Consider the following 16,072-nt stretch of genomic DNA (forward strand, 5'->3'; position numbering starts at 1 on the left):
GGAGTTTCATTCATCGGATTTCGCTTTCCGCTTGTCCCCGCTCTCTCGCGGCGACTCCGGAACTGTACGGGGACGGACCCGCCACATGCAAATCGCCCCTGCCCGGTGTCCCGGGCAGGGGCGATCAGTACGGCACGCACCAGGTCAGCGGACCTCGGTGATCTCCGGACCACGGGCGAACGGGTCGAGGGCCGCACCGCCGAAACGGCTCTCTCCCTCGCCGGCCGACGCAGCCGCACCGCCACCGTCGGCGACCATCTGCGCGTCCTCGGGCAGCTTCAGCACGATCGGGTCGCGGGGCGCCATCGGGGTCTCGCCGCGGACGACGACCGTCTGCTGGAAGACCTGCTCCAGGATCCCGGCCATCTCCGGCTGCACGGCGGCCTGGCCCGAGATCACGCCACGCAGGAACCAACGCGGGCCGTCGCAGCCCACGAAGCGCACCAGCTGCACGCCCTGGGTGCCGTCCGGCAGCTGCACCGGGACCTGGGCACGGAGGTGCCAGCCGAGCGGGCCTTCCTCCTCCTCGATGAGGCCGCCCTGCGAGGTGATGCCGTTGGCGATCTCCTCCCGGACCTCCCCCCAGATGCCCTCCGACTTCGGAGCGGCGAAGGCCTGCAGCTGGATGGCGCTGTTACCGAGGACGAGGGTCGCGGCGACGATCGCGTCACCGGCCACCTCCACGCGCAGCTCCATGCCCTCGACACCGGGGACCAGCAGACCCCCGAGGTCGACCCGCCCCTCCTCGGGGTTCTCCAGCTCGGAGTGGTCCCACGGGCCGTCCGGCCGCGGAGCCGGCGGCAGGCCGACCTTGTCGGCCGGGTCCAGCTCGGTCACGTTCTCGCTCTCGGCGGAACCTTCGACGTCATCGGCCGTCTCGTCGGCGCTGATGGCGTCGTCGGCGAGCTGCTCGACAGCGTCCTCGCTCTTCTGGCGACGACGGAACACGGTCACTGTCCTTCCCGGTCCAAGACCGATGCGAATACCTGCTCGGCTTCCTGCGAGGCCGCGGGAATGCTAGACCGCGGCGTGGCCACCGGTCGACCCGAACCCGCCCTCGGCGCGTGCCGACCCAGGTAGCTCGGCCACCTCGTGGAAGCGGGCCTTCTCGACCTGCTGGACCACCAGCTGGGCGATCCGGTCCCCTCGGCGGAAGCTGACCCCCTCGCGCGGGTCCAGATTGACGACGATCACCTTGATCTCTCCACGGTACCCGGCATCGACCGTCCCTGGGGCGTTCACGAGAGCAACTCCGCAACGAGCTGCCAGCCCGGACCGGGGGTGGACGAAGGCCGCGTAGCCGTCCGGGAGGGCGATGGCCACGCCGGTGGGCAGGACGACCCGCTCACCTGGGGCCAGCTCGGCGTCGACGGTGGTGCGCAGATCGGCTCCCGCGTCGCCGGGCTGCGCGTAGGCGGGCAGCGGCAGCTCGGGGTCGATGCGCCTGATCAGGACGTCCAGCGGCGGGCGGGGGGCGTTGCTCAAGGGTTCACCTCAAAGGCTCGTGCGCGCTTCATCAGATCCGGGTCGTCGAGGACCTTCTCGATGTCCTCGGGACGACCGTGCGAGGTGAAGTGTTCCAGCTTCACCTGGATGAAGAGCGCCTGAGCGCGCACCGCGACCGGTCCGTCGGGGCCGCCGATCCGCGCCTCGGCGGCACTGTAGATCTTGCGGCCCTGGACTCCGGTGATCCACGCCCGCAGGTGCAGCACCGAGTCGACCGGGACGGGGCAGAGGAAGTCGGTCTCCAACCGACCGGTGACGGCGGGGGCGTGCAGCAGCCAGTTCAGCGTGCCGAGCGTCTCGTCCATGGCGGTGGTCAGCACTCCGCCGTGGGCCAGGCCCGGACCGCCCTGGTGGACGTCGCGGACGGCGAACTCGGCGGTGACGTCGAGTCCCTCGCCGGCGACCGCGTCGATCCGCAGCCCGCCGGGGTGCTGCGGGCCGCAGCCGAAGCAGTGCTCGTAGTGGGAGCCGAGCCGGGTGCCGGGGGCGGGCGCCTCGGGGGCACGCGGCGGCAGCACGGCGTCCGGCGGCGGGGTGGTCGGGGTCGGCGGCATCGCGGGCGCCGGCCGGTCGGTGGGGGCGGTGGGGGTGGTCGAACCGGTCACGGGGCCCCACCCTACCCAGCGGTAGGGGCACGCCCGATGGGGGTGGCGTCCCGGCCCCGGCGTCAGGGCGCCCACAATGGGGGCATGTACGACGAACGCCTCACGGTGCCGCGCTCCTGGTGGCTGCTCCCGGTCGCGACCGGGCTCACGCTCGCGCTGATCCTGCTGCGGGTCAGCGGTCTGGCCGCACTGGTCGGGCTGGTGGTCGGCATCGCCGCCGGCGCGGTCGCGATCAGCAGTTACGGCTCGGCCCGGATCCGCGTGGTGCAGGGCTCGCTGGTCGCCGGACCGGCCCGGATCCCGGTGGACGCCCTGGGCACCGCGCACCCGCTGAGCCCCGCCGAGGCGGTGGCCTGGCGCGGGCCGAAGGCCAACCCGCGCGCCTTCATGCTGCTGCGCAGCTACGTCCCGACGGCGCTGCGGATCGAGGTGACCGACCCGACCGACCCGACGCCGTATCTCTATCTGTCGACCCGCTCGCCGATGAAGCTGGCGGAGGCGCTGGAGGAGGCCCGCCGCGGCGCCCGCACGTAGGGCCGGGGGCCGCGCACGGGCCGGGGAGGCCGGGAGCGCGCACCGGGCCGGAAGGACCCGGGTCGGAAGGACCGAGTCGGAAAGACCTGGTCGGAAAAACGGAGAGGGACGGTTCCGCTGATGCGGGACCGTCCCTACGACTTTGTGTCGGCCGACGTGCTCATGGCCGACCCCGTCCTCCCGGTGCCGTCCGTCAGGACGGTCACCGGACCTGCCGTCCGGCCCCGCTGCCCGGGGCCGGAAGGGGCGCTGTGCCGGACCCGCGGAAGCCGCGGGTGCCGGGCCCTGTCCGCCGCGGTGCTCAGGCGCCGCAGTCCCGGCAGATCGGGTTGCCGTTCTTCTCGCTGTACAGCTGACTGCGGTGGTGCACCAGGAAGCAGCTCATGCAGGTGAACTCGTCGGCCTGCTTCGGCAGCACCCGGACCGCGAGCTCCTCGTTCGAGAGGTCGGCGCCCGGGAGCTCCATGCCCTCGGCCGCGTCGAACTCGTCGACGTCGACAGAGCCGCCGCCCTTGTCGTTCCGCCGAGCCTTGAGTTCCTCGATGCTGTCTTCGTTGAGCTCGTCGTCGGTCTTGCGTGGGGTGTCGTAGTCCGTTGCCATTGTTCGCTCTCCCCCTCCGGGTTTGTGCGGTGTGTGCGGTATCTCCAGCGCACGTAACGCATGGGGGGTCGGTCTTGTGCCCGACCCGAGGCGGAGATTTTGCCTTACTTCAAGCCCTGTTACTCAATCGACACTCAGCCAGGGGTCCGTTGGGGTGATCCACCGGGGTGTGGGAGGCCTCACGCTGGGCCATCGTCGACCTCCTTCAGCCCCGGCGCGGCAGACACTCACAGTGACCGCCAGCCGTTCGAAAGCCCGCTGAATCCCTTGCCCACCTGGGGTGCCGACCAATCCTACGGACCGGCCTAGGTTCGAAATCCGATCACGGACGGCGATCGGCACCCCTGAGCAGGTGATCACTCTCCGAGGTCGGCCGACGTCATGGAGCGACACGGTGTGAGCTTGGTCACGTTCAGAATCATCCGGGGCAAACCACGGAAAATCCACCCACTTCGACTGCCCCGCCGCGCGCCCTACTCGGCGCTTCGGCGCGCGGCCCTCCGGGCCAGGATCGCGGCCTGGCGCTCCTCGAACTTGCGCGCCTGGCCGTCCAGCCCGTCCAGGAAGACGCCGAGCTCGTTCTGCGCCAGCAGGCCCTCCGGGCCGAGGCCGCCGAGCTCCATCACGCGCAGGTGGCGCAGCACCGGCTGCAGCACGTCGTCGTGGTGGATGCGCAGGTTGTAGACCCCGCCGAGGGCGATCTGCGCGGCGGCCCGCTCGAAGCCGGGGATGCCGTGGCCGGGCATCCGGAAGTTGGTGACCACGTCCGCGACGGCTCGCATGGCCTGGTCGGGGGCGATCTCCAGGGCGGCCTTCAGCAGGTTCCGGTAGAAGACCATGTGGAGGTTCTCGTCGTTGGCGATCTTCGCCAGCAGCTGGTCGCAGAGCGCGTCGCCGGCGTACTTGCCGGTGTTGCGGTGCGAGATCCGGGTGGCCAGCTCCTGGAACGCCACGTACGCGACCGAGTGCAGCATGCTGTGCGCGTTGTCGGACTCGAAACCCTCGGACATGTGGCTCATCCGGGCCCGCTCCAGCTCCACCGGGTCGACGGCCCGGGTGGCGAGCAGGAAGTCGCGAATGGCTATCCCGTGCCGGCCCTCCTCGGCGGTCCAGCGGTGCACCCAGGTGCCCCAGGCGCCCTCGCGGCCGAACATGCTGGCGATCTCGTGGTGGTAGCTGGGGAGGTTGTCCTCGGTGAGGAGGTTCACCACCAGCGACACCCGGCCGAGCGGCGTCACCTGGGACTGCTCGACGGCCCAGGCCTCGCCGCCCAGCACGCCGTCGAAGTCACGGCCCTGGCTCCACGGCACGAACTCGTGCGGCATCCACTCCCTGGCCACGCCCAGGTGGCGGTTGAGCTCCTGCTCCACGACCTCCTCGAGGGCCAGGATCAGCCGCGCGTCGGTCCAGCCGCTCGATCCGAGCGAGGTGCTGCTCTGCACAGGGGCGATGGTCACGGTCTTGCTCCCGGGGGACGGCACGCGCAGGACGGGCGCGTTGGGCGGGCACATCGGAGACACACTTACGGTTCCGTAGGTTACGACACCGTAAGTTGCTCGGGCAGCAAATGACAAGCCGCCCCCGCCAGGCCTTATGTCGTCTTGACGGGCCTGACGGGGGCGGCAGTGAACGGTCGCTTACGGAGCGCGGCGGCGGGGACGGCGCGGAGGGCCCGGGAGGGGCCCCGCGGGGCGGGTCAGGGGTTGGGGATCCGGACCCGCATGGTGAGGCCGCCACCGGCGCGCGGAGTGGCCTCGATGGCGCCACCGTGGGCGCGCACCACCGAGCGGACGATGGACAGGCCGAGCCCGACCCCCTTGTCGCTGCGGGTGCGCTCGGCGCCCTTGACCCGGCGGAACGGCTCGAAGATGTGCTCCAGCTCGTAGCCGGGCACCACCGGGCCGGTGTTCGAGACCACCAGCTCGCCACCACCGGGCACCTCGGCGGTGGCCAGCTCGACCCAGCCGCCCGGGGTGTTGTAGCGGACGGCGTTCTGCAGCAGGTTGAGCGCGAGCCGCTCCAGCAGAACGCCGTTGCCCGCGACCACGGCCGGGGAGAGCTTGGAACGCAGCTCGACGTCGCGCTGGCAGGCCTCGGCGCGGGTCTGCTCCAGCGCCCGGGTGGCCACCTCGGAGAGTTCCACCGGGCGGCGGTCGGTCAGCTCGTTCTCGCTGCGGGCGAGCAGCAGCAGGCCCTCCACCAGCTGCTCGCTGCGCTCGTTGGTGGCCAGCAGGGTCTTGCCGAGCTGCTGGAGGTCGGGTGAGGCGGCCGGATCGGAGAGCTGGACCTCCAGCAGGGTGCGGTTGATCGCCAGCGGGGTGCGCAGCTCGTGCGAGGCGTTGGCGACGAAGCGGCGCTGGGAGTCGAAGGAGCGGTCCAGCCGGTCCAGCATGTCGTCGAAGGTGTCGGCGAGCTCCTTGAGCTCGTCGTCCGGCCCGTCCAGCTCGATCCGCCGGTGCAGGTCGGAGGAGGCGACGTCGCGCGCGGTGCGGGTGATCTCGCCGAGCGGGCGCAGCACCCGGCCGGCCAGCGCGTAGCCGACCGCGAAGGCGATCACGGCGAGGCAGACCAGCATCGTCAGCGACTTGCGCAGCAGGGTGGTCCGCGCGGAATCGGAGCGCGCCAGGTACTCGCTTGCCAGCGCCTGGTTGAACTGCGCGCCGTCCATCGAGGTGCCGCCGACCAGGATCCGGTTGCCCCCGAGGTCGAACTTGTGCGGCACGAAGCCCTGCACGGCGTCCTGGAAGAACACGTACATCAGCAGCAGCAGGACCACGCCGGCCATCAGGAACATGCCGCCGTAGAGCAGGGTGAGCCGCATCCGGATGGTGGGCCGGAAGGGCAGCCAGGCGAGCATGCCGTCGCCGGGGACGTGGCGTCCGGGGTGGTGCGGCCGGGTCGCGTGCGGGGGGTTCGGGGGCTTGGGCGGCACGGCGCGCGGGCCGCCGGCGGGCGCGCCGGAGGGCCCGCCGGCCGGGGGCGGGGTGGTCATGATGGTCCTCTCGGAGCGTCCGCCGGGGCGGGCGCGGGATGGGTGGAGTCCTGCCCGGTCCGACGGCCGGTTCCGGCCGGTTCCGGTCTGGTCCGGTCGGATCCGGCCAGGTGGTCCGGTGGGTCCGGTCAGATCCGGTAGCCGGAGCCCGGGACGGTGATGATCACCGGCGGGTCGCCGAGCTTGCGGCGCAGCGTCATCACGGTGACGCGCACGACGTTGGTGAACGGGTCGGTGTGCTCGTCCCAGGCCTTCTCCAGCAGCTGCTCGGCGGAGACGACGGCACCGCCGGCCCGCATCAGCACCTCCAGGACGGCGAACTCCTTGGGGGCGAGCTGGACGGTGCGTCCGTCGCGGATCACCTCGCGGCGGCCGGGGTCGACCGAGATGCCGGCGCGTTCCAGCACCGGGGGCAGCGGGACGGTCGCGCGGCGGCCCAGCGCCCTTACCCGGGCGACGAGTTCACTGAAGGCGAACGGCTTCGGAAGGTAGTCGTCCGCGCCGATCTCCAGGCCCTCGACCCGGTCGCTGATGTCGCCGGAGGCGGTCAGCATGATCACCCGGGTGGCCAGGCCCTGCTCGACCACCTTGCGGCAGACGTCGTCGCCGTGGACCAGCGGGAGGTCGCGGTCCAGGACCACCACGTCGTAGTCGTTGACCGCGATGCGCTGGAGCGCGGCCTCCCCGTCGTACACCACGTCGACGGCCATCGCCTCGCGGCGCAGGCCGGTGGCGACAGCCTCGGCGAGCAGCTGCTCGTCCTCGACGACGAGAACCCGCACGGTCGTTGTCCCTTCTCCAGGCCGGCCCCGGAAGCGGACGCACGGCTCCGACGGTGTCTCCATCCTGCCTGGTCCGCCGGTAAAGCAGCGATAAGCTGCCGCTCAGGCACGGTGCGGGGAGGGCGGACGGTCACGGTTCGCATCCGGACCAGTCCGGTTGGACTGTGACGCAGGCAACTTTCTCGCGCCGGAAGGTTTCCCTGTGTCCCCGGCGGGGAGGACAGCTGCACACCCGCGATCTGGCTGTTGGCCGATCGCACCCACCCGCCGTGCGTTCATCCGCGCCGGCCCTGGGGCTGGGACGTCACCGGGAGCGGCCGAAGGCCGTCTCCGCGCCCGACCGGAGATTCAAGACCTACCGGACCGGACGCTGCCGCTGGCCACACCTCCTCGGGGCGGAGAACGTACGACCGTGCACGTCCGACACAGTAAGGGGGCCCGTATGGACGCCTTCAAGGCCGGAATCCTGCAGCGCATAGCCAACGCCGAACAGGACCTGCACCGCGCGATCGAGGCCGGGGACGAGTTCCTCGCCGAGGTGGAGCAGTCCGAGCTGGACGACCTCCGCCGACTCGCCGCCGAGCACGGTGTGGACACCGTGCTGGAGCGCCACCGCACCGCCGCCTGATCGATCCGACCTTCGACCTGACGCCGGACCTCCGGCACCAGCGGCCCTGCGGGGGTCGTGCGAAACCCCAAGCCCTGGCATCCCCTGTATGCCAGGGCTCTTCGCATGTTCCGGCGCCCGCGCCCAGGGCCGGACTCGCCCTGGGGCTAGTCGGCCCAGGCCCGCAGCGCGGCCAGGCGCTCCTGCAGCGGCTCGTACACGCCGGGGGCGGCGGCCACGGTCAGCTCGCCGTCCGGGCCGTGCCCGGGGCGGCCGCCGACCAGGGCGCCGGCCTCGGTGGCGATCAGGCAGCCGGCCGCGCGGTCCCAGGGGGCGAGCCCGCGCTCGTAATAGCCGTCCAGCCGCCCGGCGGCGACGTCGCACAGGTCCACCGCGGCGGCCCCGCCCCGGCGGATGTCCCGCACCTCGGGCATCAGGGCCAGCAGCACCTCGGCCTGGCGCACCCGCACCGGCTGGACGTAGTTGAAGCCGGTGCCGATCAGCGCCTGGCCCCACGGCGGGGCCGGGCGGACCGAGACCGGTCGGCCGTCGAGGCGCGCGCCGCGGCCGAGGACGGCGTGGAACAGCTCGCCGCGGGCCGGGGCGTACACCACTCCGACGACCGCCCGGCCGTCCACCTCGGCGGCCACGCTGACCGCCCAGGAGGGCAGCCCGTACAGATAGTTGACCGTGCCGTCGAGCGGATCGACGACCCAGCGCACCCCGCTGGTGCCGTGCCGCTCGGCGCCCTCCTCGCCGAGGTAGCCGTCCTGGGGGCGGCGGTCGGTGATCAGCTCCAGGACCAGCTTCTCGGAGGCGAGGTCCATCTCGGTGACCACGTCGACCGGGCTGCTCTTGGTGCCGGCCACACCGAGATCGGCGGGCCGGCCGTCGCGCAGCAGGGCGCCGGCCTGCCGGGCCGCGTCCAGAGCGACCTCCAGCAGGTCGTCGAGGAGCCCGTCGACGGGCAGGGCGGGGGTGGGCATGGGTCTCCTCGGGGTCAGCGCTCGGCGGCGGCCGGGCGGGGAGCGCGCGGGTTGGGGCAGCAGGCCACCGCGCACACGTCGTGGCTGGGGCCGAGCGCGCCCAGGGCGCAGCGGGTCACCGGCTCGCCGCGCTCGGTGGCGGCCCGCTCCAGCACCAGCTGGCGCACGGCGGCGGTGAAGCGCGGGTCGGCGCCGACGGTGGCGGCGCGGGCCACCGGCAGGCCGAGTTCGGCGGCCTTGGCGACGGCCTCGGTGTCGAGGTCGTACTTGACCTCCATGTGGTCGGAGACGAAGCCGATCGGGACCATCACCACGGCGGGCGCGCCGTCGGCGTGCTGGGCCTCCAGGTGGTCGCAGATGTCCGGTTCCAGCCACGGCGTGTGCGGGGCGCCGCTGCGGCTCTGGAACACCAGCTCCCAGGGCCGGTCCGCGACGCCGGTGCGCTCGGCGACGGCCGCCGCGATCAGCCGGGCGACGTCCAAGTGCTGGGCGACGTAGGCACCGCCGGGGCGGCCGCGGGCCGGGTCGTCCGGGGCGCCGGAGGTCTCGGCCATCGTGTCCGGGATGGAGTGGGTGGTGAAGGCGAAACGGGCGCCGGCCCGGGCGTCCTCGGGCAGCTGCGCCAGGGCGGCCAGGGTGGCGTCGATCATCGGCTCGACGAAGCCGGGGTGGTTGTAGAAGTGCCGCAGCTTGTCGACCCGCAGCTCGGGCAGTCCCTCGGCGGCGAGGGCGGCCAGCGCGTCGGCGAGGTTCTCCCGGTACTGGCGGCAGCCCGAGTAGCCGGCGTAGGCGCTGGTGGCGAGGACGGCGATCCGGCGGTGGCCGTCGGCGGCCAGTTCGCGCAGCGTGTCCACCAGGTAGGGGGCCCAGTTCCGGTTGCCCCAGTAGACCGGCAGGTCCAGCCCGTGCTCGGCGAAGTCCTTGCGCAGCGCGGCGAGCAGCTCGCGGTTCTGCTCGTTGATCGGGCTGACCCCGCCGAACAGGAAGTAGTGCTTGCCGACCTCCTTCAGCCGCTCCTTGGGGATCCCGCGGCCACGGGTCACGTTCTCCAGGAAGGGGACGACGTCCTCGGGGGCCTCCGGCCCACCGAAGGAGAGCAGCAGCAGGGCGTCGTACGGGGCGGCGCCGGACGGTGAGGGTTTGCGCGCGTCGGACATGGCACCGATCCTGCCATTGAGGGACCGGGGACCTCCGGCGGGGCCGCGCGGGTGTCCGGAAATTACCGTTTGCCAAGGTACGTAAGCTGTGTTCACCGGCCTCGTTCCTTACCCCCGCGGAGCTCCCGTGCTGTCCAGCTACCGCCAGATATTCGCCTCCCCCGGCAGTCTGGCCTTCTCCTCCACCGGCTTCGTCTCCCGGCTGCCGATCTCGATGACCGGCATCGGCATCGTGACCATGCTCTCCCAGCTGAGAGGCTCCTACGGGCTGGGGGGCCTGGTGTCGGCGACACTGGCGGTCTCCGCCGCGCTGCTCGGCCCGCAGGTCTCACGGCTGGTGGACCGGCACGGGCAGCGCCGGATCATCGTGCCGGCGATGGCGATCACCGTGGTCGCCGTCGTGGGGCTACTGCTCTGCGCGCGGTCGCACGCGCCGGACTGGACGCTGTTCGTCTTCGCCGCCGGCCTGGGCGTCATGCCGAGCACCGGGGCGATGGTCCGCGCCCGCTGGGCCCACCTCTACCGCGACGACGCCGGCAAGCTGCACACCGCGTACTCCTTCGAGGCCGTCGTCGACGAACTCTGCTTCATCGTCGGCCCGATCCTCTCCATCACCCTGGCCACCTCCGTCTTCCCCGAGGCCGGCGTCCTGCTCGCCGGGGTCTTCCTCGCCGTCGGCGTCCTGCTGTTCGCCGGGCAGCGCTCCACCGAGCCGCCGGTCCACCCGGCCGCCCGGCACGTCGGCGGCTCGGTGATCCTCAACCGCGGCCTGCAGGTGCTGATCCTCACCTTCGTCGCCACCGGTGCGATCTTCGGCTCGGTGGAGGTCGTCACCGTCGCCTACGCCGAGGCCCAGGGGCACAAGTCCGTCTCCAGCGTGATCCTGGCGCTGTGGGCGCTCGGCTCCTGCCTGGCCGGCGTGGTGTTCGGCACCCTCAAGCTCACCGGCTCGATGGCCGGCCGCTTCTTCGGCGGCGTCCTGTTCATGGCGCTCAGCATGGTGCCGCTGGTGCTGGTCGCCGGGTCGGTGCGCGGCGTCGGCGGGCTGGTCGTGGTCGGCGGCGCGCTCCTGGTCGCGGGCATCGCCATCTCCCCCACCCTGATCACCGCGATGGCCCTGGTCGAGCGGCTCGTCCCGGCCGCCCAGCTGACCGAGGGCATGACCTGGACGACCACCGGGCTCGCCCTCGGCGTCGCGGTCGGCTCCTCCACCGGCGGCTGGGTGGTCGACGCCGCCGGATCCGCCGCGGGCTACTGGGTGCCGCTGACCGCCGGGGTGTTCGGCGTGGTCGTCGCGCTGGCCGGCCTGGGCCGACTGCGTGCCGGACTCACCGTCGAACAGACCGCCGGAGGAGCCGCCGAAGCGGTCGAAGAGACCGTAGACCTCGAACGGTGAACTGACTAATCTCTCCCTACCCGTGGGCCTACCCGCGGGTAGGGCGGCCCCCACCGCCCCGGACCGCGCCGACCCCGGTCGGCCACGGAGCAGGAGGCGGCGCCATGCCCCAGGCCAGTACCGCGACCCCCACCCGGTGGACCAACTGGGCCGGGAACCAGAGTGCCCGGCCCGCCCGGGCCGCCACCCCCGGCACCGCGGAGGAGCTGGCCAAGGAGATCCTGCGCGCCGCCGAACAGGGCCGCACCGTCAAGGCCGTCGGCTCCGGCCACTCCTTCACCTCGATCGCCTCCGCCGGCGACGGCGTCCTGCTCCGCCCGTACGCGCTCACCGCCGTCCGCGAGATCGACCGCGAGGCCGGCACCATCACCGTCGAGTCCGGCCTCCCGCTCGCCCGGCTCAACCGGATCCTCGCCGCCGAGGGCCTCTCGCTCACCAACATGGGCGACATCGAGGTCCAGACCGTGGCCGGCGCCACCAGCACCGGCACCCACGGCACCGGCCGCGACTCCGGCTCGCTCGCCGCCCAGATCCGCGCCCTGGAGATCGTCCTCGCCGACGGCAGCGTCCGGCGCTGCTCCCCCACCGAGAACCCGCGGCTGTTCCAGGGCGCCCGGCTCGGCCTCGGCGCCCTCGGCGTGATCACCGCGCTCACCTTCGCCGTCGAACCGGCCTTCCTGCTCACCGCGCACGAGCAGCCGATGTCCTTCGACGAGGTGCTGGCGCGGCTGGACGACCTCACCGCCGTGAACGAGCACTTCGAGTTCTACTGGTTCCCGCACACCGACCGCTGCTCGACCAAGCGCAACAACCGCAGCCAGGGTCCGGCCGCCCCGCTGCCCCGGTTCAAGGAGTGGCTGGAGGACGACTTCCTCTCCAACACCGTCTGGGAGGGCGCCTGCCGGGTCGGCCGGCGCTTCCCCGCCAGCATCCCCGCCATCGCCTCGCTGGCCAGCCGCGCCTGGTCCGACCGCAGCTACACCGACACCGCGCACCGGGTGTTCACCAGCCCCCGCAAGGTCCGCTTCGTGGAGATGGAGTACGCGGTGCCGCGCGCGGCCGTCGCCGAGGTGCTGCGCGAACTGAAGGCCCTGGTCGAGCGCTCCGACTGGAAGGTCAGCTTCCCCGTGGAGGTGCGGTTCGCCCCAGCCGACGACCTCTGGCTCTCCACCGCCTCCGGGCGGGACAGCGCCTACATCGCCGTCCACCTCTACCGGGGCACCGCCGACCAGGGCTACTTCACCGCCGTCGAGCAGCTGATGGCCGCGCACCAGGGCCGCCCGCACTGGGGCAAGCTGCACACCCGGGACGCCGAGTACCTGGCCGGCGTCTACCCGCACTTCGGCGACTTCACCGCCCTGCGCGACGAGGTCGACCCGCAGCGCCTCTTCGGCAACGACTACCTGCGCCGGGTCCTCGGAGCGTAGGAGCCTCGGAGCGTAGAAGTCACGGAGCGCAGGAGTCCCGAGGCCTGCCTAGGGGGTCGCGGCCCCGGTCGGCGCGGCGGGCGGCGGGGCCACGGACGTGGGGGCGTCGCTCGGCTCCGACGGCTTCGGGCTCGCCCCGCCGGACGGCTTCCCGCCGTCCGCGCTCGGGGACGAACCGGCCGACGGCGTCGCGCTCGGGGACGCCGAGGGCGAGGCCGTACCGTCGCCGCGCTCACCGGACCCGCCGCTCGGGCTCGCGCTCGGCTCCCGGCTCGGCCTCGTCGTCACCGGGGCCGAGGCCCCGCCGGACGGCGTCGGGTCCGACCCGTGCCCGCCGCCGGTGGACGGCCGCTCCGCCGGCGGCGCCTCCCGCGGCGAGGAGGGCTTCGGGCCCACCACGCCGCCGAAGGAGGTGCCGTTGCCCGACTCGCCCTTCACCGTCGCCGACACCGGCTGCCCGGTGGCCAGTTCGAACGCCACGATCGGCGTCATCGCCAGCAGGAACACCAGCCCGGACACCGCCGCGTAGGTCTTCCAGGTCCAGCGCCGACGCGCCCGCACCACCTGCGGCTCGTTCCACTCCGAGGAGATCACCGTCGGCGCCGGCTCCACCGGGCGCTCCGGCACCTGGCGCAGCCCGTTCACGGTCTGGCCCGGCCCCCGATCCACCACCGCCTCGCGCAGCTGCTCGCCGGTGCGCCGGAAGATGTGCTGGAACACCGCACCGCCGGTGGTGGCCCCGATACTGACCACCGCCGCGCCCAGGATCGTTCCGTACACCCCGAGTTCGGAGGCGAGCAGCGCCCCGGCCACGGTGGCCAGCGCACTCGCCGCGACCTGAGCCACGCTCAGATCGATCCGCTTGCGCTGCTTCTCGCCGCCCTCCTCGGCGGGGCTCCGCTCCGACATCGACATCCCTCGGTCCGTACGACTCTTCCTCGAACAAGTCACTCCATCTTGCCCAAAGAAGGACACAAGGGGCGAAAATGCGGTTCTTCGTCCCCGATATATGTGAAGATGATCACCGTTCACCCGGCAGTGATCCGCCATTGGGGGCACGCTCTCTTGAGATTCCCGTGAATCGCGGGAGACTTGAGCGGCGAGCCGCCCCTCCGGATGCCACGAATGGAGTACTGTTCGTAAAGCCTGAGCCTTGGGTCGACTTGTCGACTGCGCCCACACCGGCAGCTTGACGAAGAGCCACGGAACAGGCACGCACGGCGACGCCGGTCCCGGATCGTCGCGAACACTCCGCGTGCGAGAACGGCCGGGACACCCAGGCGCGACGTCGACGGATGACGTGGCAAAAAGGCAACCGTGCCACAGCGGCGCAACCGGGCGGATGCCCGACACGCCGGGGAACTCAGCAAGGTTGTGGCCAGTCGCGAGTGGGCAGGCCACACTCAGTACGGGAGCAGCGACGCAGGTGACGTCGGCAGGCACCACCCGGGAGGTAACCGTGCCCGAACTGCGGGTTGTGGCCGTCAGCAACGACGGCACACGGCTGGTGCTCAAGGCTGCCGACAGCACGGAGTACACCCTTCCCATCGACGAGCGGCTGCGCGCCGCCATCCGCGGCGACCGGCCGCGCCTCGGCCAGATCGAGATCGAGGTCGAGAGCCACCTCCGCCCCCGGGACATCCAGGCCCGGATACGAGCCGGTGCCTCCGCCGAGGAGGTCGCCCAGGCCGCCGGCATCTCCGTCGACCGGGTCCGTCGCTTCGAGGGGCCGGTGCTCGCCGAGCGCGCCTTCATGGCCGAGCGCGCCCGCAAGACCGCCATCCGCCGCAACGGCGAATCCACCGGGCCGCAGCTCGGCGAGGCCGTCTCCGAGCGGCTCGCGCTGCGCGGCGCCGAGAAGGACACCGAGCGCTGGGACTCCTGGCGGCGCGACGACGGCACCTGGGAGGTCATCCTCTCCTACCGGGCCGACGGCGAGGGCCGCAGCGCCTCCTGGACGTACGACCCGCCCCGGCGCCTGGTCCAGCCCAACGACGACGAGGCCCGCGCGCTGATCGGCGAGAACGTCGAGCGCGAGGAGGAGTCGGTCTTCCCGTTCATCCCGCGGATCGCCCGGCTCCCCCAGGACCGGCCGCCCCGCCCGATGATCGACCGGCCGTCCGCCGACCGCATCATGTCCGCGCGCGAGGTCCGCGAGTCCCGCGAGGCCACCGCCGAGGCCAGGGACTCCCTGACCAGCCTGCTCGACGTGGTCCCCGCCTTCCGCGGCGACCTCGCCGTCGGCCCCGCCCCGATCGAGCCGGTGCCCGCCGAGGTCGCCGAGGAGAGCGAGGAGCCGGCCGCGGCCGCCCCGGCGGTCGGCGCGGGCTCGGCCTACGCCGACATCCTGATGCCGCGGGCCGTCGCCCCGCACCGCGAACGCCTGGTCGGCACCACCGACCGTCAGGCCGAGGCGGACGGCGTCCGGCCCGGCCGCCGGGCGACCGTGCCCAGCTGGGACGAGATCGTCTTCGGCAGCCGGCGCAAGAAGCAGGAGTAGCACAGCGTGCGGAAGGGGCGGGAGGCCTAGCCTCCCGCCCCTTCCGCACGCCCCGGCTCAGCCCGGCTGGTCGGTCACCGCCACCGGACGAGTCCCGTCGCTCGACCACTCGCTCCACGACCCCGGGTACAACGTCGCCGGCAGGCCGGCCACCTCCAAGGCCAGGATCTGGTGCGCCGCCGTCACCCCCGAGCCGCAGTACACCGCCGTCTCCCGCTCACCCGCGCCCAGCGCGCGGAACCGCGCCGCCAGCTCCGCGGCCGGCCTGAACCGCCCGTCGGCGGTCACGTTCTCGGCCGTCGGCGCCGACACGGCGCCCGGGATGTGACCGGCCCGCGGGTCCACCGGCTCGCTCTCGCCCCGGTAGCGCTCCCCCGCCCGGGCGTCCAGCAGCAGAGCGCCGCGCGCCCAGGACGCCGCGCCGTCCGCGTCCACCACCGGCAGCCGCCCCGGAGCCGGCTTGAAGTCGCCCTCCGCCGGCGCCGGAACCTCCGTCGCCACCGGCAGTCCGGCCGCCAGCCAGGCCGCGTACCCGCCGTCCAGCACCCGGACGTCCCGGTGCCCGGCCCAGCGCAGCAGCCACCAGGCGCGGGCCGCCGCCAGCGAGGCCGCACCGTCGTACACCACCACCGGGCGGTCGGCGCCCACCCCGAGGCGGCGCATCGCCGCGCCGAACTCCTCCGGGTCCGGCAGCGGGTGTCGGCCGCCCCGGCCGGGGGCTCCGGGCGGGGCCGCGAGGTCCCGGTCCAGGTCGACGAAGTGGGCGCCGGGCAGGTGCCCGGCCCGGTACTCCTCGACCGCGGTCGGGCCGGACTGCGCGGCACCGACCAGCCGGTAGCGCACGTCCAGCAGCACCGGCGGGCGCGCGGCGGCGAGCGCCTGCGCCAACCCGGCCGCGGAGATCAGCGGGGAACCGTCGTTGAAGGTGGTCATGGCGGCCATTGTCGCGCAGCGCCGCCGCCCCACCGCTCTTTGTGCG

Annotated in this window: 16 protein-coding genes; 5 read left to right on the plus strand and 11 right to left on the minus strand. The window is 73.0% G+C overall.

The window, feature by feature from the left end; genetic code table 11:
- Positions 1-144 precede the first annotated feature (144 nt).
- The 3 genes from P3T27_RS33190 to P3T27_RS33200 all read right to left on the minus strand — a co-directional run bounded on the left by P3T27_RS33190 (position 145) and on the right by P3T27_RS33200 (position 2,060).
- Positions 145-948 carry a DUF3710 domain-containing protein gene (locus tag P3T27_RS33190; protein ID WP_280684982.1) on the minus strand — a complete coding sequence of 268 codons (804 nt, stop codon included), beginning with the start codon at positions 946-948 and terminating at the stop codon, positions 145-147.
- A 69-nt stretch (positions 949-1,017) separates the two neighbouring features.
- On the minus strand, positions 1,018-1,485 hold the full coding sequence (dut, locus tag P3T27_RS33195; RefSeq protein ID WP_280684983.1) for a dUTP diphosphatase: 468 nt from the start codon (positions 1,483-1,485) through the stop codon (positions 1,018-1,020).
- On the minus strand, positions 1,482-2,060 hold the full coding sequence (locus P3T27_RS33200) for a PaaI family thioesterase (RefSeq protein WP_280685043.1): 579 nt from the start codon (positions 2,058-2,060) through the stop codon (positions 1,482-1,484). The genes dut and P3T27_RS33200 overlap by 4 nt, the downstream gene beginning before the upstream one ends.
- A 135-nt stretch (positions 2,061-2,195) precedes the next feature.
- Here P3T27_RS33200 and P3T27_RS33205 point away from each other — a divergent pair, with 135 nt between their 5' ends.
- On the plus strand, positions 2,196-2,645 hold the full coding sequence (locus P3T27_RS33205) for a DUF3093 domain-containing protein (RefSeq protein ID WP_280684984.1): 450 nt from the start codon (positions 2,196-2,198) through the stop codon (positions 2,643-2,645).
- A 301-nt stretch (positions 2,646-2,946) separates the two neighbouring features.
- On the opposite strand, the gene P3T27_RS33210 is transcribed toward P3T27_RS33205, so the two are convergent.
- From P3T27_RS33210 to P3T27_RS33225, 4 genes are all read right to left on the minus strand, one after another.
- Positions 2,947-3,246: a DUF4193 domain-containing protein gene (locus tag P3T27_RS33210; RefSeq protein WP_030057692.1), complete on the minus strand. Its 300-nt coding sequence runs from the start codon at positions 3,244-3,246 to the stop codon at positions 2,947-2,949.
- A gap of 473 nt (positions 3,247-3,719) precedes the next feature.
- Complete coding sequence (locus P3T27_RS33215) at positions 3,720-4,703, minus strand: acyl-ACP desaturase (protein ID WP_280684985.1); 984 nt, start codon at positions 4,701-4,703, stop codon at positions 3,720-3,722.
- A 239-nt stretch (positions 4,704-4,942) separates the two neighbouring features.
- Positions 4,943-6,103 carry a HAMP domain-containing sensor histidine kinase gene (locus P3T27_RS33220; RefSeq protein ID WP_280685044.1) on the minus strand — a complete coding sequence of 387 codons (1,161 nt, stop codon included), beginning with the start codon at positions 6,101-6,103 and terminating at the stop codon, positions 4,943-4,945.
- 263 nt (positions 6,104-6,366) lie between these two features.
- Positions 6,367-7,020, minus strand: coding sequence for a response regulator transcription factor (locus P3T27_RS33225; RefSeq protein WP_280684986.1), 654 nt, complete (start codon positions 7,018-7,020; stop codon positions 6,367-6,369).
- 442 nt (positions 7,021-7,462) lie between these two features.
- On the opposite strand from P3T27_RS33225, the gene P3T27_RS33230 reads away from it, so the two are divergent.
- Positions 7,463-7,648, plus strand: a complete 186-nt coding sequence (locus tag P3T27_RS33230) for a hypothetical protein (RefSeq protein WP_030057688.1) — start codon at positions 7,463-7,465, stop codon at positions 7,646-7,648.
- 146 nt (positions 7,649-7,794) lie between these two features.
- Here the strand turns inward: P3T27_RS33230 and P3T27_RS33235 are convergent, their stop codons facing one another.
- Positions 7,795-8,613, minus strand: a complete 819-nt coding sequence (locus P3T27_RS33235; RefSeq protein ID WP_280684987.1) for an inositol monophosphatase family protein — start codon at positions 8,611-8,613, stop codon at positions 7,795-7,797.
- Positions 8,614-8,627: 14 nt separating this feature from the next.
- Complete coding sequence (locus tag P3T27_RS33240; protein WP_280684988.1) at positions 8,628-9,770, minus strand: ferrochelatase; 1,143 nt, start codon at positions 9,768-9,770, stop codon at positions 8,628-8,630.
- 127 nt (positions 9,771-9,897) lie between these two features.
- On the opposite strand from P3T27_RS33240, the gene P3T27_RS33245 reads away from it, so the two are divergent.
- Positions 9,898-11,166: an MFS transporter gene (locus tag P3T27_RS33245; protein ID WP_280684989.1), complete on the plus strand. Its 1,269-nt coding sequence runs from the start codon at positions 9,898-9,900 to the stop codon at positions 11,164-11,166.
- A 104-nt stretch (positions 11,167-11,270) separates the two neighbouring features.
- Entirely contained in the window at positions 11,271-12,593 is a 1,323-nt protein-coding gene (locus tag P3T27_RS33250; protein ID WP_280684990.1) for a D-arabinono-1,4-lactone oxidase, read from the plus strand.
- Positions 12,594-12,641: 48 nt separating this feature from the next.
- Here the strand turns inward: P3T27_RS33250 and P3T27_RS33255 are convergent, their stop codons facing one another.
- The gene (locus P3T27_RS33255) at positions 12,642-13,502 is read right to left on the minus strand and encodes a hypothetical protein (protein ID WP_280684991.1); all 861 of its coding nucleotides are present in this window, start codon (positions 13,500-13,502) and stop codon (positions 12,642-12,644) included.
- A gap of 517 nt (positions 13,503-14,019) precedes the next feature.
- On the opposite strand from P3T27_RS33255, the gene sepH reads away from it, so the two are divergent.
- A complete protein-coding gene (sepH, locus tag P3T27_RS33260) occupies positions 14,020-15,093 on the plus strand; it encodes a septation protein SepH (RefSeq protein WP_280684992.1) in 1,074 nt (357 codons plus the stop codon).
- Between the two features lie 57 nt (positions 15,094-15,150).
- Here sepH and P3T27_RS33265 read toward each other — a convergent pair whose 3' ends face one another.
- Complete coding sequence (locus P3T27_RS33265) at positions 15,151-16,026, minus strand: sulfurtransferase (protein WP_280684993.1); 876 nt, start codon at positions 16,024-16,026, stop codon at positions 15,151-15,153.
- Positions 16,027-16,072: the final 46 nt, after the last annotated feature.

This window comes from Kitasatospora sp. MAA19 (genome assembly GCF_029894125.1).
GTDB lineage: Bacteria > Actinomycetota > Actinomycetes > Streptomycetales > Streptomycetaceae > Kitasatospora.